22 protein-coding genes, 1 tRNA gene and 1 pseudogene are annotated in these 23,344 nt (G+C 59.8%); 14 read left to right on the top strand and 10 right to left on the bottom strand.

Annotated elements, in window-relative coordinates; all coding sequences use genetic code 11:
- The 3 genes from CQ009_RS17390 to CQ009_RS17380 form a co-directional block, all read left to right on the top strand.
- Nucleotides 1-366, top strand: a 366-nt coding sequence (locus tag CQ009_RS17390; protein WP_105707738.1) for an isochorismatase family protein, incomplete at its 5' end; no start/stop codon positions are given.
- Between the two features lie 148 nt (nucleotides 367-514).
- Nucleotides 515-715: a hypothetical protein gene (locus CQ009_RS17385; RefSeq protein ID WP_064390430.1), complete on the top strand. Its 201-nt coding sequence runs from the start codon at nucleotides 515-517 to the stop codon at nucleotides 713-715.
- A gap of 30 nt (nucleotides 716-745) precedes the next feature.
- Nucleotides 746-958, top strand: a complete 213-nt coding sequence (locus CQ009_RS17380; RefSeq protein ID WP_064390429.1) for a DUF2945 domain-containing protein — start codon at nucleotides 746-748, stop codon at nucleotides 956-958.
- A 5-nt stretch (nucleotides 959-963) separates the two neighbouring features.
- Here the strand turns inward: CQ009_RS17380 and CQ009_RS17375 are convergent, their stop codons facing one another.
- The 3 genes from CQ009_RS17375 to CQ009_RS17365 all read right to left on the bottom strand — a co-directional run bounded on the left by CQ009_RS17375 (nucleotide 964) and on the right by CQ009_RS17365 (nucleotide 3,705).
- Entirely contained in the window at nucleotides 964-1,902 is a 939-nt protein-coding gene (locus CQ009_RS17375; RefSeq protein ID WP_064390428.1) for an AraC family transcriptional regulator, read from the bottom strand.
- An 11-nt stretch (nucleotides 1,903-1,913) separates the two neighbouring features.
- Nucleotides 1,914-2,747 (bottom strand): oxidoreductase, encoded by an 834-nt coding sequence (locus CQ009_RS17370; RefSeq protein ID WP_105707735.1) that lies wholly within the window; start codon nucleotides 2,745-2,747, stop codon nucleotides 1,914-1,916.
- Between the two features lie 211 nt (nucleotides 2,748-2,958).
- Nucleotides 2,959-3,705 (bottom strand): tRNA (adenine(22)-N(1))-methyltransferase TrmK, encoded by a 747-nt coding sequence (locus CQ009_RS17365; protein ID WP_305889165.1) that lies wholly within the window; start codon nucleotides 3,703-3,705, stop codon nucleotides 2,959-2,961.
- 244 nt (nucleotides 3,706-3,949) lie between these two features.
- Here CQ009_RS17365 and CQ009_RS17360 point away from each other — a divergent pair.
- Both CQ009_RS17360 and CQ009_RS17355 read left to right on the top strand, forming a co-directional pair.
- Nucleotides 3,950-4,024: transfer RNA gene (locus CQ009_RS17360), tRNA-Gln, on the top strand.
- Between the two features lie 29 nt (nucleotides 4,025-4,053).
- Nucleotides 4,054-6,339, top strand: coding sequence for a hypothetical protein (locus CQ009_RS17355; RefSeq protein ID WP_105707733.1), 2,286 nt, complete (start codon nucleotides 4,054-4,056; stop codon nucleotides 6,337-6,339).
- Nucleotides 6,340-6,422: 83 nt separating this feature from the next.
- Here the strand turns inward: CQ009_RS17355 and CQ009_RS17350 are convergent, their stop codons facing one another.
- The 5 genes from CQ009_RS17350 to CQ009_RS17330 all read right to left on the bottom strand — a co-directional run bounded on the left by CQ009_RS17350 (nucleotide 6,423) and on the right by CQ009_RS17330 (nucleotide 12,919).
- Nucleotides 6,423-7,688: an FAD-binding oxidoreductase gene (locus CQ009_RS17350; RefSeq protein ID WP_105707730.1), complete on the bottom strand. Its 1,266-nt coding sequence runs from the start codon at nucleotides 7,686-7,688 to the stop codon at nucleotides 6,423-6,425.
- The gene (locus CQ009_RS17345; RefSeq protein ID WP_105707728.1) at nucleotides 7,678-9,270 is read right to left on the bottom strand and encodes an aldehyde dehydrogenase (NADP(+)); all 1,593 of its coding nucleotides are present in this window, start codon (nucleotides 9,268-9,270) and stop codon (nucleotides 7,678-7,680) included. The genes CQ009_RS17350 and CQ009_RS17345 overlap by 11 nt, the downstream gene beginning before the upstream one ends.
- Before the next feature lie 71 nt (nucleotides 9,271-9,341).
- Entirely contained in the window at nucleotides 9,342-10,289 is a 948-nt protein-coding gene (locus CQ009_RS17340; protein ID WP_064390423.1) for a dihydrodipicolinate synthase family protein, read from the bottom strand.
- A 55-nt stretch (nucleotides 10,290-10,344) separates the two neighbouring features.
- A complete protein-coding gene (locus CQ009_RS17335) occupies nucleotides 10,345-11,271 on the bottom strand; it encodes a 4-hydroxyproline epimerase (RefSeq protein WP_105707726.1) in 927 nt (308 codons plus the stop codon).
- Between the two features lie 22 nt (nucleotides 11,272-11,293).
- The gene (locus CQ009_RS17330) at nucleotides 11,294-12,919 is read right to left on the bottom strand and encodes an APC family permease (protein ID WP_105707724.1); all 1,626 of its coding nucleotides are present in this window, start codon (nucleotides 12,917-12,919) and stop codon (nucleotides 11,294-11,296) included.
- Between the two features lie 233 nt (nucleotides 12,920-13,152).
- Here CQ009_RS17330 and CQ009_RS17325 point away from each other — a divergent pair, with 233 nt between their 5' ends.
- A complete protein-coding gene (locus CQ009_RS17325; RefSeq protein WP_064390420.1) occupies nucleotides 13,153-13,923 on the top strand; it encodes an AraC family transcriptional regulator in 771 nt (256 codons plus the stop codon).
- Nucleotides 13,924-14,235: 312 nt separating this feature from the next.
- On the opposite strand, the gene CQ009_RS17315 is transcribed toward CQ009_RS17325, so the two are convergent.
- Both CQ009_RS17315 and CQ009_RS17310 read right to left on the bottom strand, forming a co-directional pair.
- Nucleotides 14,236-14,832: a LysE family translocator gene (locus CQ009_RS17315; RefSeq protein WP_105707720.1), complete on the bottom strand. Its 597-nt coding sequence runs from the start codon at nucleotides 14,830-14,832 to the stop codon at nucleotides 14,236-14,238.
- Between the two features lie 55 nt (nucleotides 14,833-14,887).
- Entirely contained in the window at nucleotides 14,888-15,724 is an 837-nt protein-coding gene (locus tag CQ009_RS17310; protein ID WP_105707717.1) for an AraC family transcriptional regulator, read from the bottom strand.
- A gap of 146 nt (nucleotides 15,725-15,870) precedes the next feature.
- Between CQ009_RS17310 and CQ009_RS30245 the strand changes: the two are divergent.
- The 8 genes and pseudogenes from CQ009_RS30245 (at nucleotide 15,871) to CQ009_RS17270 (ending at nucleotide 23,337) form a co-directional block, all read left to right on the top strand.
- Nucleotides 15,871-16,146: pseudogene (locus CQ009_RS30245) on the top strand (hypothetical protein).
- An 867-nt stretch (nucleotides 16,147-17,013) separates the two neighbouring features.
- Nucleotides 17,014-17,232 (top strand): hypothetical protein, encoded by a 219-nt coding sequence (locus CQ009_RS17300; protein ID WP_105707715.1) that lies wholly within the window; start codon nucleotides 17,014-17,016, stop codon nucleotides 17,230-17,232.
- Nucleotides 17,233-17,434: 202 nt separating this feature from the next.
- On the top strand, nucleotides 17,435-18,391 hold the full coding sequence (locus CQ009_RS17295; protein ID WP_105707713.1) for an AraC family transcriptional regulator: 957 nt from the start codon (nucleotides 17,435-17,437) through the stop codon (nucleotides 18,389-18,391).
- 141 nt (nucleotides 18,392-18,532) lie between these two features.
- On the top strand, nucleotides 18,533-19,888 hold the full coding sequence (gene benA / locus CQ009_RS17290) for a benzoate 1,2-dioxygenase large subunit (protein WP_105707711.1): 1,356 nt from the start codon (nucleotides 18,533-18,535) through the stop codon (nucleotides 19,886-19,888).
- Entirely contained in the window at nucleotides 19,888-20,376 is a 489-nt protein-coding gene (gene benB / locus CQ009_RS17285; protein WP_105707709.1) for a benzoate 1,2-dioxygenase small subunit, read from the top strand. Before benA ends, benB begins: the two co-directional genes overlap by 1 nt.
- A gap of 20 nt (nucleotides 20,377-20,396) precedes the next feature.
- Complete coding sequence (gene benC, locus CQ009_RS17280; protein ID WP_105707707.1) at nucleotides 20,397-21,410, top strand: benzoate 1,2-dioxygenase electron transfer component BenC; 1,014 nt, start codon at nucleotides 20,397-20,399, stop codon at nucleotides 21,408-21,410.
- A 21-nt stretch (nucleotides 21,411-21,431) separates the two neighbouring features.
- Entirely contained in the window at nucleotides 21,432-22,193 is a 762-nt protein-coding gene (locus tag CQ009_RS17275) for a 1,6-dihydroxycyclohexa-2,4-diene-1-carboxylate dehydrogenase (RefSeq protein WP_105707705.1), read from the top strand.
- Between the two features lie 22 nt (nucleotides 22,194-22,215).
- Nucleotides 22,216-23,337, top strand: a complete 1,122-nt coding sequence (locus CQ009_RS17270; protein WP_105707703.1) for a muconate cycloisomerase family protein — start codon at nucleotides 22,216-22,218, stop codon at nucleotides 23,335-23,337.
- Nucleotides 23,338-23,344: the final 7 nt, after the last annotated feature.

Genomic DNA, 23,344 nt, shown 5'->3' with positions numbered 1-23,344 from the left:
AACGCCTGGGACAACGAAGATTTTGTCAAAGCGATCAAGGCGACCGGCCGCAAGCAGATCATCATTGCCGGTGTGGTAACGGATGTGTGTGTAGCGTTCCCGACCTTGTCGGCGCTGGCGGAAGGGTTTGAGGTGTTTGTGGTGACTGATGCGTCCGGCACCTTCAACACCACCGTGCAACAAGCCGCGTGGAGCCGCATGACCCAGGCCGGCGCACAGATGATGAACTGGTTCTCGGTGGCGTGTGAGCTGCACCGCGACTGGCGCAACGACATTGAAGGCTTGGGTAATCTGTTGTCGCAGCGGATTCCCAACTACCGCAACCTGATGAACAGCTACTCGGCGCTGACCGCGCAGCAGAAATAAGCCTCAAGTGCGCCAAGCGAAAAGCCTGCGCTCAAAAGCAGGCTTTTTTCGTTGGCGCGCCGTTCGTCCAGTGCCCGGCACTTGCGCCACGTCATTGTCTCTCACGTTCAGGCACGGATTTCCCGTGTGTCAGAACGGAGAGCGAGGCATGGACATCGATGAAAACGCACCGGGCAACCGGTCACAGCAAGAAGTGACGCGAACGACCGACAATGAGACGGGGCATGACCCGAAACGCGATCAGCCCGAGGTTCCATTGCCCGCCGATGACGAGGCGCTGCTCGATGAAGACATGACGGACGTGGCGGCCAACAACTCGGTGTCGAGTGAGCATCCCGAGTCGCAATGATTGAATTGAATCAGTGTTGAGGGGCGGACCATGAGCAGGTCATTCAAGGTCGGCGACGCGGTTCACTGGAACAGCGAGGCCGGCGAGATTCGCGGCAAGGTTGTCAACGTGCACACCCGGGATGTCGAGTTCATGGGGCGCCACCGGCCTGCTTCAAAGGAAGCACCGCAATACGAAGTCAAAAGTGACAAGACCGGGCATCTGGCGATGCACCACGCGGCCGCGCTCCATCCTGCGAACTGAGCGATCTAATGCGACGACACATATTCAGATGACGTTGTCGGTGCCGGCAACGCATACGTCGCCTTCATCCATTCAATCTCGGCCTGCGGTGTCCGGCCGAAAAAGCGTTTGAACTCGCGACTGAATTGCGAGGCACTTTCATAGCCGACGTCGAACGCTGCCGCCGATGCGCTCATGGCTTGGCGCAGCATCAGCAACCGAGCCTGATGCAGGCGTGTCGACTTCAGGTACTGCATCGGCGAGGTATCGGTCACGCTGCGAAAGTGCAGGTGAAAACTCGGCACGCTCATGCTCGCTTCGTGGGCCAGTTGCTCGACGTCAAGGCGTTGCTGATAACAGCTGTGGATCTTGCGGATCGCTCGGCTGACCTTGCCAAAATGCCCCTGACGCTGCAGCGCGGCGCGCATTGAGCCACCTTGCCCGCCCGTAAGAATGCGGTAATAGATCTCCCGCACCAGCGCTGGTCCGAGGATCTGCGCTTCACCGGCCACGCTCATCGCCTCAAGAAAACGCAAGGTCGTGGCGCGCAGTGCGTCGTCCATCGGCGAGGCGTACATGCCTTTGGGTTGGGCATCGCTGGCGCCATGCACCTCATCGACTTGCAGCATCAACTCGCTGGCCAGATGGAAATCCAGGTGCATGTAAATCGCGAGCATCGGCTCGGCCGCCGTGGCGTCGGTCTCCATGGTGAAAGGAATCGGCACGGAGACGACAAGGTAGTGCTGGGCGTCATAGACGTAGGTGTCTTCGCCCAGATAACCGCGTTTGCGACCCTGACAGAGGATGACGATGCCGGGGTCATACAGCACCGGGGTGCGGGTCAGCGGCCGATTCGAGCGCAGGAAACGCACGTCATCGAGTGCGCTGAGGTTGTAGCCCTCGACCGGCGCAAGGGTGTCCATGAGTTGCACCATGCGGGCGGTGGTTGCATCGGCCTGGGTCATTGCGTCCTCTGTCAATGGTCGGTGGAGCGGGTCAGGGCTTGCCATTGATCGATCTCGTCGAGCGCTCGTTGCAGCTTGTCACGCACCAGCGACAAAGCATCGCTACCGAGCAGCAGATGGGCGGGCGGCGTCGGGCTGGCGATGATCTGCAACAGCGCTTGCGCAGCCTTTTGCGGGTCGCCGAGCTGTTTGCCGCTTTTCTCTTCCCGGGCTTTGCGGATCGGGTCAAAACTGGCGTCGTAGTCGGCAATGCTGCGCCCGGTGCGTTGCATCGAGCGGCCGGCCCAGTCGGTGCGAAACGAGCCGGGCGCTACAGCCGTGACGAATATATTGAAAGGCTTCAGCTCTTTGCTCAGGGTATCGGAGATCCCTTCAAGCGCAAATTTGCTCCCGCAGTAATAGGCGATGCCGGGCATCGTGATCGTGCCGCCCATGGACGTGATGTTGAGAATGTGGCCGGCGCGACGCTGGCGGAAGTAGGGCAGGAAAGCCTTGGTCATCGCGACCGCGCCGAACACATTGACGTCGAATTGCTTGCGCATGTCCTCCAGCGGCGACTCTTCGAAAACGCCTTCGTGACCGTAACCGGCGTTGTTGATCAGCACATCGACCGGGCCGTGAGTCGCTTCCACTTGGGCGACGACGCTGTCGATCCGCGGGAAGTCGGTGACATCGAGCAGCACGGCGTATGCATTGTCCGGGGACAGGGACTGGAAGTTTTGCTGGTCGGTTTCATTGCGCACCGTACCGATGACGCGATGACCCGCAGCCAGCGCGGCTTTGGCCAAGGCGTGGCCAAAGCCGCTGCTCGCGCCGGTGATGAACAGGGTTTTGCTACGGTTCATGACAATCTCCCAAAGGCTGGTGTGAAGTCATGGTAGCGATCAGGCAGCGAGGCACCTATGCCGGTTCGTCTTGCAGCCTTGCCTATTCCTATGAACCGCCCAACGGGCCGAACATCTCGCTGACCCTACGGATCAGCGCGGCGGTCGGTGCTCCACAACAGGATTGCCAACAAGCCACAGATTGTGGCGCCACGCTCACTTCTGACCGACATCAAGGTTCCCTGATTTGCGGTTCATTCGCGAGTACGGGCTGACCATGCGATTCAGTCAACAGCTCGCGTATCCACTGCGCCTCCTGACGAACGTCCGCGATTTTGTCTTCTGGCAACGCCTGTTGCGCGCGGGCGAGGTGGCTGAGGGTCTTCTGCTTGTGGCGAAGTTTGTGCTGCCATTTGATCAGGAATGCCGGGCTGCGCGCCTGCATCTGCAAGGGACCGAAATACAACTCCTTGTCGGTGTAGCTGACCGCTTCGGCGCGTTCGGCGACGATGATTTCGTAGTCGAAGCGACTTTCGCGCAGCACTTCCTCGCTGAGGATGCGGTAGCCGTTTTCCATCAACCACAGGCGCAAGGGTTGCTCGCCACCGTTGGGCTGCAGGATCAAGCGTTCGCTGCCGCTCAGGTGCGCCTTGCCGCGTTCGAGGATGTCGCGGATGGTTTCGCCACCCATACCGCAGATGCTGATCGCGGTAATCCGGTCTGCGGGGTTGATCGCCGCCAGGCCATTGGCCTGGCGCACGGTGATTCGCGCTTGCAGGTCGTTTTCACGCACCGTGCGCTGCGCCGCCTGAAACGGCGTCAACGCCACTTCACCCGCCACCGCCGCCTCAATCGCGCCACGGCGCATCAACGCCACCGGCAGATACCCGTGATCAGAGCCGATATCGGCCAGCCGCGCACCAGCCGGCACGTGTGCGGCCACACGCTCAAGGCGCATGGACAAAGTGTTTTCGTTCAACGGCAACCCCAGATTTGCCTGCTGTTTGCGGCATCATTGGCGGGAAAAAGGGGTGCGACTTTGTCGGGCTAAGGTTGGCCTGTCAAATTCTGTCGACGAAATTGAATAATCAATTAGCAACGCTGAGCACTGAATGGATGCGAGCGCTTGTTTCAGGCCGCGACGCCGAGGAGTTATCTTGTAATAGAAACCTGAACATCGAACTTCACATCCCTTCGTGTCTAGTCAACAATGCGCGCACTGTTCCGGGGTAGTTCAGCGGTGGAACGCTCGGCTCTGGACCGAGTGGGCGCTGGTTCGAATCCAGCCCCCGGACCCATTTTTTACATTGCAGAGTCACAGGGAAGTATGTCCAGGCACGACAGTGAATTCGACGAGCGCAGTGGAGTGAGTGCCGGTTATGCGGTGTTCCAGCTCTCGCGGGCGTTGACCGTTTCGCGGAGCGATGCGGGTCAGCAGACACGCAATCGTATCGAGCGCTGGCAACGGGTTGTCGAACATCTGCTGCAGGGCAGCGCACAGTACGGTTTACGCATGCCATTCGCCGATTTGCCAACGTGGGTCACACTGGAAGTGGTGACAGGTGGATTTGCCACTGGGCGACTGCTTGCTGGTGGTGCTTTGACTGCCTACGAGCGCCAGTTGGCTGCGTCGATTCCTGGCATCCGTGCCGGTCATGAACGGCTCGATCTGAACGCCTGGCACCTTTCAGATGCAGGAGTCGCATCGCTGCAAGAACGTTTGGCGAAAGGCAGTTATCAAATCGATGTTCCGGAGGAGGCCGCACTGCTGACAGTGTCATGGCTTCTGCGGCATCAGCGTAATGACGAAGCGCGAACGTTGATCGAACAGATCGCACCTTTCTTCGAAAGGCTGCGTTTCTTCCCGACTGCCGTTGACGAACCACTGATCTCGACGGCTGAGGTGCATGTTTTTGATACCGCCAGTGTCAGGCAGCGGCTGACGCGGCAATCGGCTCAACCGCGTCTCGCTGTTCAAAAACATGTTGTAGAAAACCGACTGCCTCTCTACGACGCTGCGGTCTCACTGTTTATTTTGACGTATCAGGACGGCTGGCCTTGCCGACACTATCCTGACGGCTGGTTTGAGCGCGCAACCTTACTTGGCAAGCAGATCGCTGAAACCTGTGGCACTGAATTCAATAGCCGAGGACCCTTCAAGAACCGGGCAGCAGAACTGTTTGCGTTACTCGCTCAGAGTTCCCGTGATCAAGCAGCATTGACGGGCCGAGACGTCGGTCGCGTCCGGCGAATTGTCGATGACTTTGTCGCCAAACATGGCCATCCCGAATCCCGCGCACACTCGATTAAACGGGAAGAGCAGCGAAATCACGTGGCTGCCCCCGGACATCATTTGATCGCCCATGCTGTAGCGGAGCGTCTGGAAAATTATCCGGGTGCGGACGGCGTCGAGGACTTTGCTCCACTGTTGAAACCTATCACCGATGAAGAGACGAAGCGTCACGCACTGATCGTAGGGACGATCATTCCGGCTGCTGTTCGCCGACGCCTGGAGCGTTGCCGCAAGGGCACAATCGCCGAGCTGATTGACCATGGCTTGATCTCATCCGGCGATACTGTGGCGCAAGTACTGCCTGCGATGACGGCTGAAATCTGTAACGCCGGATATCGAGACGGAACGCTTCAGACATTGGGAGGTGCTACGTACCGTGCCTTCCGCCGTCGGCGGTCATTGTTGCTAGTCAACCTGCAAAGTCAGGTCAAAATTGCAGAGCTGCCTTGGGTAATGGCTTTAGAAACTGAGCGTGAGACGAACGCCAACTCCGTTACGGGCGCTAGACAAGCTTTGGTTGAAGCCTCCGCGTTAACTCTCTCTGCGTTTCCGCAAGCGATTCTTCCTAACAAGTTACTGCAGGAGTTTGTTTCTCTGGCTCAAACGGCTCAGTTGGACCTTCCCTTCGTCGAGGAAGTGGCTGCTGACATTTTCATGGGGACTTTCTCCAACAAATTTTCGAGAGCGGCCAGACAATCGGCCAAGCTGATCGCTGGAACGCTTTACGCCCGCTATTACGACATTGATACAGATGGACTGGCGAGCCTTCCCGATCACCGCCGATCGCGGCGCAGAATAAACAACTCTGATGCATTGGCGACGCTGTGCGCACAGCGAGCAAATGCCGTCCTGGGCACGTGGCAGCCAGCAGTCAACGGTACAATCCTCGAACAGCAACAGATCCTGACAACACAAAACCTTGCGGTATTGTTTGGCGAACTCGAGCTCAAAATACTGCTGCAACACCGTCTAAGTGCATTGGCGCTGTCGTGCTTTAAATGGATCTGCAAACGCCACCAAACGCACCTATCGCTCTACCATGCTCGTCTGCTGATGTTGAAAAACACCGCGTATGCGTGGCGTCAGATGATGTTTTATCTGTCGATGCTGGATGGAGAGCTTTTGCATTCGGCACTCGAAAGTCTTGAAGCGCATTTTGCGACGCAATCCGGTGAGTTCCGAGAAAGATTTCTGCCCGCCATGGTCGGGTTGCGTGTTGCCGCTGCAGGAAATCGGCTGACGCTGAGTCGCCAAAAGGATGAGGGTGCAAAGGTTTTTTTGGGTTGGACCACTGAGCGACATTGGCTAATGCCCTCGTAACATCTTTGTCTCCAGACCACAGGAAATCTCCCCGAGCACAAAAGCCTGCTCTCGAAAGCAGGCTTTTGGATCAAGCTTCCGTTTCAAAAACGATTCAGCCTGTACGGTTCGCTGACTGGCAGGCTGCAGGTCTTTGTTACCACCGTAGGCAAAGCCATCCGCACCACCATCTCCGCCGTCACCGCCGCCTGCGTCAACCCTAAATGCTGATGCCCAAATGCAAGCAACACCTTGCCATCACAGACTTGATCAATCACCGGCAACGAATCCGGCAACGACGGACGAAAGCCCATCCACGGTGTCGCTGCTTCGGCACTCAGATCCTTGCGAAACAAACCTTGACTCAATCGATGCAGTTGCCACGCGCGCTCCATGCTCGGCGGCTTTTGCAGCCCGGCGAACTCGACGGTGCCGGCCAGGCGCAAGCCTTCGGTCATTGGCGTCATGATGAATTTGCGCTCCAGCGAGGTGACGGGGAAGGGCAGGCGATCGTGTTCCTGCGGCAGCATCAGGTGATAGCCGCGCTCAGTGTCCAGCGGGACTTTTTGGCCGGTGAGTGCGGCGGTGAGTTTCGCCGAGTGCGCACCACAGGCAATCAGCACGCGGCTTGCACTGAGGCCGCCGTTGCCGGTGACCAGCGAAACGCCGTGCTCCTGCACATAACCCCCTTGCACCTGTTGTTGCAGAAAACTCACGCCACTGGCTTTCGCCGCTTCCACGAGTTCGCAGACCACGCGATACGGGTCGATGAAGTGCCCGGTGCGCGGGAAGAACAGGCCGCCCTGAATCTGCTCGCTGAGTTGCGGCGCGGTGTCGCGGATGGCGCTGGCCTGCCAGTAATCGACCGCGACCTGCTGCTGAGCCATGCGCACTTGCAGGGCTTCGATGGCTTGGCGGGACTCAGGCTTTTCGAACACCAGCAATGAACCATCGACCTTGAGCAGATCAGGACGCTGGATATCGCTGAGCAATCGATGCCAGGCGTCGAGACTGCTTTCGTTGAGCGCGCGCAGTCCGGCAACGGTTTTCTGAAAAGGCTCGGCGCGCAGGTTCAACAATAGTCGGGTGAACCACGGCAAGGCGCGGGGCAGGTATTTCCAGTCCAGGCGCAGCGGCCCCATTGGGTCCATCAGCATGGCCGGCAGGCGTTTGAGGATGGAGGCGTCGGCAATCGGGAACACCTGTTCGGTCGCCAGATGCCCGGCGTTGCCGAACGAGGCGCCGTGGCCGGGCGGTTGCTGATCAATGACCACCACGCGCAATCCCTGGCGCGCCAGACGCAGTGCGCAGGCGACGCCGATGATGCCGGCGCCGACCACAGCGATGTCGCAGGAGACGTTATTCGCCATGGTTCGCAGCTTCCCTTTGCCCGTCGAGCAAGCGCCGCAAGTGCAGCGGATTGGCCTGTTTCAGTGCGGCGGGCAACAGACTGTCGGGGAAATCCTGATAGCAGACCGGGCGCAGGAATCGCAGGATAGCGGCGGTGCCGACCGAGGTCGTGCGCGCGTCGGACGTGGCCGGGAAAGGTCCGCCATGCACCATCGCATCGCAGACTTCCACACCGGTTGGCCAGCCGTTCACCAGCAGGCGACCGGCCTTGCGCTCCAGTGTCGGAAGCAAGGTGCGAGCCAGTTCAAGGTCGGCGTCGTCAAGGTGCAGGGTGACGGTCAGTTGGCCTTCCAGTTGCTCGGTAACCTGACGGATTTCATCGTCGCTGCTGCATTGCACGATCAACGACGCCGCGCCGAACGCCTCAGCTTGGAGGTTGTGATCGCTCAGGAAATTCGCCGCTTGCGTGACGAAGACATGCGCCTGCCCCTGATTCGCGCCGGTGCCGATTTGCCCCGCCGCAACGATACGTGCACTCGCGTTCTCGGCTAGCGCCTTCACGGCCGATTCGTACGCGTTATAGATACCCGGCGTCAGCATCGTTTGCGCCGCACGAGTCTCGATGCACTTGGCTGTTGCCCCCATGAACTCATCGAGGGCCGGGCCTTTACGGGCAATCACCAATCCCGGATTGGTACAAAACTGCCCGGCGCCCAAGGTCAGCGAGCCGACAAACCCTTCGGCCAATGCCTCTGCGCGGTTTTGCAACGCCGCCGGAAACAGCAACACCGGATTGATCGAACTCATTTCCGCATACACCGGAATCGGCTCGGGCCTGGCCTGCGCCGCTTGAATCAATGCCAATCCGCCAGCGCGGGAACCGGTAAAGCCGACGGCTTTGATGAGCGGATCACTGACCAGCGCAATGCCGACTTCGCGGCCAGAACCGTACAGCAACGAAAAAACCCCTTCAGGCATACCACAGGCTTTTACCGCTTGAGCGAGCGCGTGGCCGACCAGTTCGCTGGTGCCGGGATGCGCGCTGTGCGCCTTGACCACCACCGGGCAGCCGGCCGCCAGTGCCGAAGCGGTGTCACCACCGGCCACCGAAAATGCCAGGGGGAAATTGCTCGCACCAAACACCGCCACCGGCCCAAGAGCAATCTGGCGCTGACGCAAATCCGAACGCGGCAACGGTTGGCGCTGCGGCTGTGCGTTATCGACACGTACATCCAGCCATTCACCGGAGCGCACGGTGCGCGCGAACATTCTTAATTGTTGGCAAGTACGCCCGCGCTCGCCCAGTAAACGCGCTGGGGGCAGGCCGGTTTCGGTGTGTGCGCGGTTGATCAATTCATCGCCGAGGGCTTCGATTTCAGCGGCAATGCTTTCCAGAAAGTCGGCGCGGGCACTGAGGGTTGTTTCGCGGTAGGCGTCCAGCGCCGCCCAGGCCAATGTGCACGCCTGTTCGACGTGCTCGGCCGAGCCACCGGCATAGGCCGGTTCCAGCGCAGCATTCGTGGCCGGGTTGATTCCGTGAATGGCGGCGCGGTTGCCCGCAACCGTGTGCTGCCCGATCAGCATGTGGCCCGTCAGAGTCATGGTGTCTTCCTGATGAAAAAAGAGGGAGGCCTGCCGCGCAGCACAAGGCTTCGCGGCAGGTGAGGGGAGGGTCAGGCGAAGTTCTCTTCCGCCGACCAGTTCTCGTACCAGTGACGGAACAGCGAGTACTGCTGCTCGGCATAACGTCGTTGCGAGTCACTCAACGCATCGGTTTCGTTGAAGTGCAGGGTGTATTCCTTGTCACCGTTGAGCACCATCAGATGCTTGTAATACAGCACCAGATCGCAGCCCTCATCGAACGACGACAGCACTGCCAGTGCCGATTCCAGTTCTCGCGCCTGACGTCGGGCCTTGGCATCACCCTTGGCCGCTCGCTTGCTCAGCGCTACCAGTTGCAGCACTTCGCGGGGCAGGGCGTTGCCGATGCCGGTGATGGCGCCGGTGGCGTTGCAGTTGACGAAACCGTGCACCACTTGCGTGTCGACGCCGACCATCAGGGTCACGTCATCGTCCTTGGAGGTGATGTTTTCCGCGGCGTAACGCAGGTCGGCGCCACCGCCGAATTCCTTGAAGCCGATCAGGTTCGGATACTCGTGACGCAGTTCGAAGAACAGGTCAGCGCGGGTGGCGAAGCCGTAGTAAGGGCTGTTGTAAATCACTGCCGGCAGATTCGGTGCGGCTTGCAGAATGGCCGCGAAGTGAGCCTTTTGCGCGGCCGGCGAAGCGCCACGGGACATTACGCGTGGAATCACCATCAAGCCTTGTGCACCTACTTTCGCTGCGTGCGCTGCGTGGGAAACCGCTTCACGAGAATTCACCGCGCCGGTGCCGACAATCGTCGGAATACCGGCGGCGACCAGACGCGCCACGCCTTCCTGACGCTCGGCTTCGGTCAGCAGCGGCCAGTCGCCCATCGAACCGCAGTAGACCACCGCGCTCATGCCGATATCGATCAGCTCGCGACCCTTGGCCACCAGTGCGTCGAAGTCCGGTTTGCGTTGGGCGGTGCACGGGGTCATCAGGGCTGGCATGCAACCGGTGAAGATGTTGTCGCTCATTGTTTTAACTCCTTGGCACATCATTCAAATTGAGGTGAAAAGTCCGCGCGGCGGCTCAGATGCCCCACGCGAACGGGTCGGTTTCGTCGATCAGCAGCGTGCTGTCGGCGGTCATGTACGCGCGGCCAGTGATGAACGGGCGAATGCGTTCGCCCTCCCATTCGAAGCGGCCTTCGAACTGGCTGCCGGTGATGCTTGCCTGCACCCAGGTCGCGCCGGGTTGCAGCTTGTCGTCGGCGGCGAGGCAGGCGAGTTTGGCGCTGGTGCCGGTGCCGCAAGGGGAGCGGTCGTAGGCTTTGCCGGGGCACATGACGAAGTTGCGGCTGTCGGCGTTGGCGTCGTCAGCAAACAGTTCGATGTGGTCGATCACCGCGCCGTCTTCGCCGTAAATGCCTTGGTCTTCGAGGGCCTTGAGCATCGCCCAGGTGTAGGCGGTGAGGTGTTCGACGTTGTCCATCGTCAACGTTTGGCCGTGCTCCGAGACGAGGAAAAACCAGTTGCCGCCATAGGCGATGTCACCCAATACCTGGCCGAATCCCGGCACGTCCACCGGCACCTGTTTGCGGTGGCGATAGGCGGGGACGTTGCCCAGCGTGACGGAGCCATTGTCATGCAGCGTGGCACTGACCGGGCCGACCGGCGTGTCGATCTTGTGCACGCCCGGCTGGATTTTTCCCAAGTACTGCAACGAATTGATCAGGCCAATCGTGCCGTGGCCACACATGCCGAGGTAGCCGGCGTTGTTGAAGAAAATCACCCCGCAGGTGGCGTCCGGCGAGACCGGCTCGCAATACAGCGCGCCAACCAACACATCGTTGCCACGCGGTTCCAGCAGGCAGGCGCGGCGCCATGCATCATGCTGATTGCGCAGGGCATCGCGTTTTTCCACCATGCTGTTGCCCGGCAGATCAGGGAAACCTTTCATCACCAGGCGCGTCGGTTCGCCGCCGGTGTGGGAATCAATGACGTGTAGTTCTTTCATGAATGGATCCCGTTGGATGAGTTCAGTAAGCGCCGGCAGGGCGCGCGGACACGGTTGAGGCGGGCGCTACGACTTCGCTTTCCTCGTCATCTTCTTCAAGACGCAGCAGGTGCGCCGGTACGCCTGTTGCGGCGCCCCAGTAATAAATGCCGGTGGCGCAAGCGGCGACAACGATGGTGTCGAAAGGGTGAGTGAGGATGCCGAGACCGCCGAAGGTGCCGAGTTTCGACAGGACGATGGTCACCGCGTAGAAAGCGATCAGCCACGCCGAGGAGCGCACCTGACGGGCCAGATTGAGGTGAGCGGTCGGCACGAAGCGGCCGCACAGCAGATACACCACGAACATCAGGATCTGCAGGCCAAGCAGCCATGACACGGTGCTCCAGCCTGACCAGTAAACGATCAGCGCCGCGATGATGAACGACACCGGCCCGAGTACGCCCATGCACTTGACCCGGAACGGGCGCGGCATGTTCGGCGCGTTGCGGCGCAGGGCAGCCACGGAAACCGGGGCCACGGCGTAGCTCAGCACCAGCGCAGCGGAGACCACGTTGATCAGCGCTTCCCACGACGGGAACGGCAGGGTCCAGAACACTGACAGGGCAAAGGTCAGCCACAACGCCGGGCGCGGAATGCCGGATTTCTCATCAATGTGGGTGAAGACTTTGAAGAAGGTCCCGGTCTGCGCCCAGCCGTAGATCACCCGCGGGGTCGCGTTCATGTAGATGTTGCCGCAGCCACTCGGCGAGATCACCGCGTCGGCCACCACCAGATACGCCAGCCAGCCCACGCCCAGCGCCAAGGCGATGTCGCGATAAGGCAGGGCGAATTCCTTGCTGATACCGGCCCAGCCGTTGGCGAGCATTTCGGTCGGGATGCTGCCGAGAAAGGCCATTTGCAGCAGTACGTAAATCAGCGTCGACAGCAGCACCGACAGGATCAACGCAATGGGAATGGTGCGCTGCGGATTTTTCACTTCACTGGCCACCGAGATGATCGGCGTCAGTCCCAGATAAGCGAAAATGACGCCACCCGCCGACACCGCCATCTCGACACCGGACAGGCCGAACGGTGCGAAGCCCTGAACCTCGAAGTTGGCCGGTTTGAAGAAGGTGAACAGCACACCTATCACCAGCAACGGCACGATGAACTTGAACACGCTGATCAAATTGTTGGCCTTGGCGAAGGTCTTCACGCTGCGATAGTTGAGCAGGAAAAACACGCACAGCAGACCGAACTGCACCATCCAGCCGAGAATCGTCGGATCGCCGCTGCCAGCCTTGGTCAGGCCGGGAAACCACGCCGCCGCGTATTGGCGCGAGGCAACCACTTCGATCGCCACCAGACTGGAAAACGCGATCAGCGTGATGAAGCCCATCAGATAACCGAGCAGCGGGCCGTGGGAGTAAACCGGGTAGCGCACCACGCCGCCGGCACGCGGCAAGGCCGCGCCCAGTTCGCAGTAAACGATGCCCAGCAACAGCACGGCAAAACCGCCCAGCAGCCAGGAGAAAATCCCTGCCGGCCCGGCAATGGCGGACACGTGACTGGCCGCGAACAACCAGCCGGAGCCGAAGATCGCGCCGAGTCCGATAAATGTGAGGTCGATCAGTGAAAGCTGTTTTTTGAACTTGCCTTGGCCTGACATGGCATCGCCTTCTTGTGAGTTATTGGATAGGCAGTTGTGTCACTGGGACGGCCAGACTTTGAACTCATCGAGGGCGCGGCGATTGATGTTTTGCGATGGGTTGGATGACGAATTCAGCACAATCGCCCAGATGAAACGCTGCTCTCGACATGCGCTGAGCGATGCTGCAATCTGCACGCGAACGCCGCAGGGCGGGCCCTTGGCCAATCTACGTCACGAGGGGGGATTGTTTGATGCAGCACGCGTTTTCACGCCTGGCCCAAGGCGTTGGCGGCAATCGTCCGCAAACCCTTGAAGAGCTGTTGGCCGGCGCGGCATTGCTGTTGCCGATGCTCGACGTGATCCCCAATGCGGCGATTTTCATCAAGGATGTGCAGGCCCGTTACGTCCTCGCCAATCGCACATTGGTGCAACGTTGCGGGTTAAAAGACTTGCGTCCATTGCTCGGTAAAACCAGCGCACAGGTATTTCCGGCGCAACTGGGGCCGGGCTACACCGAGCAGGATCGCAAAGTGCTGGAGGAGGGCTTTGTGCTGGAGGACCAGCTGGAGTTGCATCTGTATGGCAGCCGCGAACCGGGCTGGTGCCTGACGCACAAGCAGCCGTTGTACAACCGCGATGGCGAGATCATCGGTCTGGCGGGTATCTCGGTCGATCTGCAATCGGCCAGCGAAACCCACCCGGCATTCGAGCGGCTGGCCGCTGTCGATGAGCATATTCGGGCGAACTTCAATCGCCGTGTCACCCTCGGTGAACTGACGCGAATTGCCGGTATTTCCGTCGCGCAACTGGAACGCTACTGCAAGCGCGTGTTCCACCTGACACCCCGGCAGATGATCCAGAAAGTGCGCCTGGAACATGCCCATCGATTGCTGCATACGGACTTGCCGATCACTGAGGTCGCGCTGCAATGTGGCTACACCGATCACAGCGCGTTTACCCGTCAGTTCAAGGCTTCGACCGGATTCACCCCACGCCAGTACCGCCAGGCGACGGGGCACTAATGGCCTGCTATGGAGGCGAGAAGAGACATTGAACCATGAATTGTGGCTGGAGCCTGATGGCTTGGAGTTGTTCGTAGTGTCCGGGCCTCATGGTGATGAGGCGCGAGCGCTGCTTGAACCGGGGTCGAAGCTGGTTTGGGAGGTCTGCGCCGACAGCTATTTTGACGCGATGACCCAGTACTATGCGTACATGGATTGGGGGGTATGGACGACCGACTTTCCAGAGCACGATAAAACCAGTTACCGGGATCGTGGTTGGGACACCAGCCCAGAGGGGAAATAAAGTCAGTGTTGCCCCCCTGTAGGAGCCTTTCAGGCCAGTACGGTGAGCCATGCCGACAGCAGCAGTAACGACGCCAAAACTGCGTTCATGCGCCTGAACGCTTGCGGTGAGCCGATCAACCGCCTGCTGCCCACGCCCAGCAGCGCCCACAACGTCATGCACGGCAACGACACCAGCAGAAATGCCAGCGACAACACCAACAGTTGCAGCTTCTGGTCGCCGCCTCCGACAAACACACTGACCACTGCCATGGCCATCATCCACACCTTGGGGTTGACCAGTTGCAGCGTTGCCGCGCCGAGCACGCTCAAACCTTGTTCTTGCTGCTCTGTCGGGTTCAGTGATGGCGGTGCACTGCGAAAGATCTGCCAGGCCAGCCAACTCAACCAGAGCACGCCGCCCCAGGCCATGGCTTGCTGCACACGAGGAAAACGCAGCAGTGTTTCGCCGGCACCGAGGCCCACCACCAGCACGATGAGCGCCGCCGCTGCGCAGGCACCAAAAATGATCGGCAGCGTGGCCAGCAAGCCTTGGCGCGAGCTGTGGCTCAACACCAGAATATTGGTCGGGCCGGGAGTGATGGACGCAACGAAAGCAAACAGCAGGAAGGGCAGTAATGACGCCATGGTGCAGATTCCCTGAAAGTGAACACAGGGGGCCATGATTACTCGTCAATGTGCGTCAGTCTGGAAGGTTTGAGCAGCGCTTGCGGTAGTCCGCCGGTGTCAGTTGGTAGGCGCGGCGGAACCAGCGCCCCAAATGACTCTGATCGGCAAAACCCAGCACGCTGGCCACCTGCGCCGGTGTTTCACCGCGTGCGAGCAACTGCCGTGCCTTGGCCAAACGTAGCTGGATCAGATACGCGTGCGGCGCCAGGCCGAAGGCTGTCTTGAAGGCGCGGCTCAGACGAAAACGATCCACCCCGCAAACGCGCGCCAGGTCATCGAGGCCGATGTCTTCATAGGCATGTGCGTGCAGATAGTCCCGCGCCACTTGCGCCACCAGCGGCAGGCGCGGATCGAAATCCTGACGCTTGCGCCAAGCGAGATGGCCCGTGAGCGAGCCCAACAGGCCATCGATGGCGGTTTGGCGAACGATGCGCAAGTCGCCGTCGTGCAGTGCGTGGAAGGCTTGATGAATGGCTGTAGCCAGACGCGGGTCCTGGCTCAGGGTGTCGGCAAAACCGGGCTGGCTGTCGGACGGCGCGTCTTCGAACAGCGCGTGCATTTCGCGCTCCAGCCAATGCGGGTCGAGGTACAGCATCGAATAGGTAAAGCCGTCCTCGGTCGGTGCATGGCCATCGTGTATCTCCCCCGGTTCCAGCAAGATCGCCTGGCCCGGCGTGCTGCGATGGCGCACGCGGCGGCAATTGAACTGCTGAACGCCTTGCTCGGTGACCCCGACGAGAAAGCTGTCATGCCAGTGCGGGTCGTAGGCATGCCCTTCGAAGTGAGCACGAATCGATTCAATCCCGGTGTCGACATCCTGGGACAGATCGATCCAGTTGCGTTTATCCACGGAAGGCTCCAGGGCTCGGCTTTGAAAAATGCGGCCTCATAAAATACCGCGCAACGCAGCTGGGCGTTTAGAAGATTTGTGCAGAAAGGCAAGTGCAAACGGCTAGACTCAACGGTACACGACCCTTTAGCGACAGGTGCAACGCGATGATCGACCGACGCTCGCCATGGGTTCTGCCTACCCTGATCGTCTTCAGCCTGACGCTGGCCGCCGGCTGCTAGAACCGCAAGCATTATCCACCCTCTGGCGTCGGCGACAGCTGTTACGCCAAGGCCTTGCCGACCGTTGGCGAGGGAGGTCTGGCGTGGGGCTCCAGCCTGAACATGGCGCGGCAGAAATCGATGAATAACTGCATCCGCTACGCCGGCCGTTCAGGCGGCACGCCGAATACCTGTCAGGTGGTGTTGGCCAAGTGCAAATAGCGTTTCATTGGCTTGGGTGCGTTGGTTGTGTGCGTATGAAGCAGCGATTTCCAGGCGAAAAAAAACCGCCTTTGCGGGGCGGTTCTTTTGTAAACCTCGGTTTGCGGCCGGGGTTGGTGCTTCACTAGCCAAACTGACGTGCAGGAATGGTAGGAGCCTTTGCGTCACCTTGCAACGTTAATCTTTGCTTTGATCCGGTTTTTTTAGCATTGTTTATTCGAATTAATCATGCAGAAATAACGATTTACAAAAGCAGAAAGTTTCTCTGCATGAGAACCTTTGATTGAAGGTTATGATGCCGACGCTCAGATGTTCGTTCGAAGGTGAGGTCTGGCTGGCAACTCAACGGTTTCATTCCCTCTGACACGGTTTTGCACCCGTGCCGGGATGATGGTTCAGAGGGCATTCAACCGGCCGCCTCACTAGCCAGACTGACGTTTAGGCTGAAGGCACGCATGATCCGGTAAGTTTGCTGGAGGTTTGGCCCCCTGACCTGGAGGCCAAAACGTATGAAGCATTTGCTGCGTACGCTGAGCCTCGTATGGAGATCGTTCAAAGCGTTGAGCTTTTACGAATTCCTGCGAGACCACTTTGACGATCTGAAGTAACGACCGTTACTGTGGGAAAACCCGTTTCAGTCTTGTGCTGTGACGGGTTTTTTTGTTGTATAAAGCTGTCAAAAGTACGAACTTTCTTTTTGGCGGTCTGAAGGGCTGTAGGGCGTTTCCATTGGCGGCTGTAGGCAATCATCGCGCGGCCCAACTATTGACTGCATCAATAACAACCATTAATTCAATGAAGTTCTCATATCAGTACCGCGGCGTAAGATCGGCTCCATTCCCAACCACGCAATCGGAGCACATCACCATGAAACGCCAAGTCCTTCTCGGTATCGCTTTCTCGATCTTCGCACTGAATGCTTTTGCCGCCACCGAAACCGATCCATTGTTCAGCGATGCAGTTGCCGCTACTGAAACCGATCCATTGTTCAGCGACGCCGTTGCTTCTGATGGCTCGGATCATCTGCAAGGCAATCGGGTCGCAGAAGGTGGTGCGGATCGCCTGATCGAACGCCGTGCAGTCTGAATGCACGCGCTTACCGCAGCAGCCAACGAAAAGCCCGGCCAGATCAGCCGGGCTTTTTTGCTTGAGCGAGCACGACACGCTGGTAAAAGTGTTCGATTACCGGATACCCGATCCGTCGTGCGATTGCCCACATCAGAACCGGGGCGTACTGTGACCGGTGAAGCCGTGAAACCATAATAATGACAAGATCGAGCACTGCCCCATGGACAGCCATCTGCTGAGTGATCGCAGCAGCGTGTTTCGTCACGCTGACCCTTACGCCGTCTCCGACTATGTCAACCAGCACGTCGGCCAGCACTTCATCGGCCTGTCCAGGACCGCCCATCCGCAAGCCAGTCTCAATCACCGCAAACTTGCCGATCTCGATCTCGCACGCATCAGTTATGGCGGCAGTGTTCGCGTGACATCGCCGGCGCTGGAAACCGTTTACCACCTGCAAGTCCTGCTGCAAGGCAATTGCCTGTGGCGCGGGCACAAACACGAGCAGCATCTGGTGCCGGGCGAACTGTTGCTGATCAACCCGGACGATCCGGTCGATCTGACCTACTCGGACGATTGCGAGAAATTCATTCTCAAGGTGCCGGTCAGTGTCCTTGAAACAGTGTGCGACGAGCAGCGCTGGATACGCCCGGCGAGCGGTATTCGATTCCTGCGCAATCACTATCAGTTGAATGAGCTGGAAGGTTTCACCAACCTGCTGGCAATGGTCTGCCAGGAAGCCGAGGCCAGCGATCCGTTGTTGCGGGTGCAGGAGCATTACGCGCAGATCATCGGCAGCAAACTGATTTCGCTGATGAACACTAACGTCAGCCGTGAATGCCTGAGCTCGCCCAACATCAGTTTTGAACGCATCCTCGATTACATCGAACGCAACCTTAAACGCGACTTGCCCGCCGAACATCTGGCCGCGCAAGCCAGCATGAGCCCGCGCTCGCTGTACACCTTGTTCGAACGCCAACTGGGCGTCACGCCGATGCAATACATCCGCCAGCGCAAGCTCGAACGCGTCCACGCCTGCCTCAGCGACCCGAGTTGCCCGGTGCGCAATCTGACTGAACTGGCGCTGGATTACAGCTTCCTGCACCTGGGCCGTTTCTCCGAAAGCTATCGTCAACAGTTCGGCGAACTGCCGTCGCAGACCTTCAAACGCCGCCACTGATACCTCCCTTCGAAACACGCTGAATCATCTGCCGGACCATCCTGCACAAAACGGATAGCGGTCTGCAGGATTCGGCTATTGCCCCGCGCATCGCCTCCCTAATCTGACCTGGCCTGAACAATAACAATGGAGGCCCCGGCCATGTCCCTGGGAATCGACTACCTCAATGCCATGCTTGAAGAAGACAAGGAGAAGGGCGCCTACCGCTGCAAGCGGGAGATGTTCACCGATCCGCGTCTGTTCGAACTGGAGATGGCGCACATCTTCGAGGGCAACTGGATTTACCTCGCCCACGAAAGCCAACTCCCCAACAACAACGACTTCCTGACCACCACCATGGGGCGCCAGCCGATCTTCATCGTGCGCAACAAGGACGGTGTGCTCAACGCGTTCCTCAATGCCTGCAGCCATCGTGGCGCGATGTTGTGCCGGCACAAATCCGGCAACCGCTCCAGCTACACCTGCCCGTTCCACGGCTGGACGTTCAACAACAGCGGCAAACTGCTCAAGGTCAAGGACCCGAGCGAGGCCGGTTACCCGCAAGGCTTCAACTGCGAAGGCTCCCATGACCTGACCAAAGTTGCGCGGTTCGAATCCTATCGGGGTTTTCTGTTCGGCAGCCTGAACGCCGAGGTCAAATCCCTCGCGGAGCATCTGGGCGAGTCGGCGAAAATCATCGACATGATCGTCGACCAGTCGCCAGAAGGCCTGGAAGTGCTGCGTGGCTCCAGTTCCTATATCTACGAAGGCAACTGGAAACTCACCGCCGAAAACGGCGCCGACGGCTACCACGTCAGCTCCGTGCACTGGAACTACGCAGCGACTCAAAATCAGCGCCAGCAACGCGAAGCGGGCGAAGCGATCAAGACCATGAGCGCCGGCAGTTGGGCGAAAAAGGGCGGCGGTTTCTACTCCTTCGATCACGGCCACCTGCTGCTCTGGACCCGCTGGGCCAACCCCGAAGACCGTCCCGCTTATGAGCGCCGCGACGAACTGGCCCGTGATTTCGGCCAGGCCCGCGCCGACTGGATGATCGAAAACTCGCGCAACCTGTGCCTGTACCCGAACGTGTACCTGATGGATCAGTTCAGTTCGCAGATCCGTATCGCCCGGCCAATCTCGGTCGACAAGACCGAAATCACCATTTACTGCATCGCCCCCAAAGGCGAGAGCGCCGAGGCGCGCGCCAAGCGCATTCGCCAGTACGAAGATTTCTTCAATGTCAGCGGCATGGCCACCCCGGATGACCTGGAAGAGTTCCGCTCGTGCCAGACCGGTTACGGCGCCGGGCGCGGCTGGAACGACATGTCCCGAGGCGCGACCCATTGGGTCGAAGGCGCCGATGCCGCTGCCGAGGAAATCGACCTCAAGCCATTGCTCTCCGGCATGCGCACCGAGGACGAAGGCCTGTTCGTGCTGCAACACAAATATTGGCAAGAAACCATGCTCAAAGCCGCTGCCACCGAGCCACAACTGATCCTTGTGGAGGCCGTGTGATGAGCAACCTCTACGACACCGTGCGCGATTTTCTCTACCGCGAAGCGTGTTATCTCGATGACGGCCAATGGGATCAATGGCTGGAACTGTACGCCGCCGACGCGACTTTCTGGATGCCGGCCTGGGACGATAACGACACGCTCACCGAAGACCCGCAAAGCGAAATCTCGCTGATCTGGTACGGCAACCGTGGCGGCCTCGAAGACCGCATCTTCCGGATCAAGACCGAGCGCTCCAGCGCGACCATTCCCGACACCCGCACCTCGCACAACCTGAGCAACATCGAGATCGTCGAGCACAGCACCGACCAGTGCCAGGTGCGCTTCAACTGGCACACCCTGAGCTTCCGCTACCAGGTCACCGACAGCTACTTCGGCAGCAGTTTCTACACCCTCGATCTGCGTAGCGAACAGCCGCTGATCAAGGCCAAGAGAGTCGTGCTGAAAAACGATTACGTCCGTCAGGTCATCGACATTTACCACATCTAGTCGACACGACGAGGTGCACCATGAATTTCCAGATTGCGCTTAATTTTGAAGACGGCGTCACCCGTTTCATCGAGGCTGGCGGCCATGAAACCGTGGCCGACGCGGCGTACCGCCAAGGCATCAACATTCCGCTGGACTGCCGTGACGGCGCCTGCGGCACCTGCAAATGTTTCGCCGAGGCCGGGCGTTACGACATGGGCGACAACTTCATCGAAGACGCCTTGAGCCCGGACGAATTCGCGCAAGGTTATGTGCTGACTTGCCAGATGCGCGCCGAAAGCGATTGTGTGGTGCGAGTGCCGGCAGGTTCGCAGGTGTGCAAGACCGAACAAGCGAACTTCCAGGCATCGATCAGCGCTGTCCGGCAGTTGTCCGAAAGCACTATCGCGCTGTCGATCAAGGGCGAAGCGCTGAGCAAACTGGCGTTCCTGCCGGGTCAGTACGTCAACCTGCAAGTGCCCGGTAGCGAGCAGAGTCGCGCCTACTCCTTCAGCTCGTTGCAGAAGGATGGCGAGGTCAGCTTTCTGATTCGCAACGTGCCCGGCGGCTTGATGAGCAGCTTCCTCACCGGGCTGGCCAAGGCTGGCGACAGCATGAACCTGGCCGGGCCGTTGGGCAGTTTTTACCTGCGGGAAATCAAGCGGCCACTGCTGTTGCTCGCCGGCGGCACGGGCCTGGCCCCGTTCACCGCGATGCTGGAGAAAATCGCGGAGCAGGGCAGCGAACATCCCGTGCATTTGATCTACGGCGTGACCAATGATTTCGATCTGGTCGAGCTCGACCGCCTCGAAGCCTTCGCCGCGCGCATCAGTCATTTCAGCTTTGGTGCGTGCGTGGCCAACCCGCAGAGCGCGCACCCGCTCAAGGGCTACGTCACCCAGCACATCGAGCCGCGCCACCTCAACGCAGGCGACGTCGACGTGTACCTGTGCGGGCCGCCGCCGATGGTTGAGGCGGTCAGCCAATACATCCGCGAGCAGGGCATCACCCCGGCGAACTTCTACTACGAAAAATTCGCCGCAGCGGCTGCCTGAACCCCAATTTTCGAGGTTGTCATGAACAACAGATTCTCCAACAAGGTCGCGCTGGTCACCGGCGCGGCGCAGGGTATCGGCCGCCGCGTGTGCGAACGCCTGTTGCGTGAAGGTGCGCAAGTGGTTGCCGTTGACCGCTCCGAACTGGTTCACGAGCTGCAAGGCGAGGGGGTTCTGGCGCTGACGGCTGACCTCGAACAGTACGCCGATTGCGCCCGGGTCATGGCCGAGGCGATCAACACTTTCGGTCGTCTCGACATCCTGATCAACAATGTCGGCGGGACGATCTGGGCCAAGCCGTTCGAGCATTACCAAGTCGAGCAGATCGAAGCCGAAGTGCGCCGTTCGCTGTTCCCGACCCTGTGGTGCTGCCACGCGGCGTTGCCGTACATGCTCAAGCAAGGGCGCGGCGCCATCGTCAACGTCTCGTCGATTGCCACCCGCAGCGTCAATCGCGTGCCGTACGGCGCGGCCAAGGGTGGCATCAACGCACTCACCGCGTGCCTGGCCTTCGAAAACGCCGAGCGTGGCATTCGCGTCAACGCCACCGCACCGGGCGGCACCGAAGCTCCGCCGCGACGCATCCCGCGTAATGCCGGCGAACAGTCGGCGCAGGAGCAGGCCTGGTATCAGGAGATCGTCGCGCAAACCCTCGACAGCAGCCTGATGAAACGCTACGGCAGCCTCGATGAACAGGTCGGCGCGATCCTCTTTCTCGCCTCCGACGACGCCTCGTACATCACCGGTGTGACCTTGCCGGTCGGTGGCGGCGACCTCGGTTGATCACTCTGTAAAGGACACAGACATGCAGCGAATTCTGATTGAAAGCCTGTCGACGATCATCGTCGACTTGCCGACCATCCGCCCGCACAAACTGGCGATGCACACGATGCAGAAGCAGACCCTGGTGATTCTGCGCCTGCGTTGCAGCGATGGCATTGAAGGTATCGGCGAAGCCACCACCATTGGCGGTCTTGCTTACGGTTATGAAAGCCCGGAAAGCATCAAAGCCAATATCGACGCGCATCTGGCCCCGGCGCTGGTGGGCATGGAAGCGAACAACATCAACGCGGCGATGCAGCGGCTCGACAAGATCGCCAAGGGCAATACTTTCGCCAAGTCCGGCATCGAAAGCGCACTGCTCGATGCCCAAGGCAAGCGCCTCGGTCTGCCGGTCAGCGAGCTGCTCGGCGGCCGCGTACGTGACAGCCTTGAAGTGGCCTGGACCTTGGCCAGCGGCGACACCGCCCGCGACATCGCCGAGGCCGAACAGATGCTCGAGGCGCGCCGCCATCGCATCTTCAAACTGAAGATCGGCGCCAACCCGCTCGAACAGGATCTCAAACACGTCGTGGCGATCAAAAAGGCCCTCGGCGAGCGCGCCAGTGTGCGCGTCGACGTCAACCAGTATTGGGACGAGTCCCAGGCAATTCGCGGCTGTCAGGTGCTCGGTGACAACGGCATCGACCTGATTGAGCAGCCGATCTCGCGGGTCAATCGTTCCGGACAGATTCGTCTGAACCAGCGCAGCCCGGCACCGATCATGGCCGATGAATCGATCGAAAGTGTCGAGGACGCCTTCAGCCTCGCCGCCGACGGCGCCGCCAGTGTCTTCGCCCTGAAGATCGCCAAGAACGGTGGCCCGCGCGCCGTGCTCAGAACCGCACAAATCGCCGAAGCCGCCGGCATCGCGCTTTACGGCGGCACCATGCTCGAAGGCTCCATCGGCACGCTGGCCTCGGCGCACGCCTTCCTCACGATCAGGCAACTGACCTGGGACACCGAACTGTTCGGCCCATTGTTGCTGACTGAAGACATCGTCACCGAAACGCCGCAGTACCGCGATTTTCATCTGCACATCCCGCGAACTCCAGGCCTGGGCCTGACGCTGGATGAAGAGCGTCTGGCGCGTTTCCGCCGCCACTGAATCAGGA

This window comes from Pseudomonas sp. MYb2 (assembly GCF_002979955.1).
GTDB lineage: Bacteria > Pseudomonadota > Gammaproteobacteria > Pseudomonadales > Pseudomonadaceae > Aquipseudomonas.
Note: the sequence above shows the minus strand (reverse complement) of the source record. Positions and strands in the feature narration are given on the sequence as shown.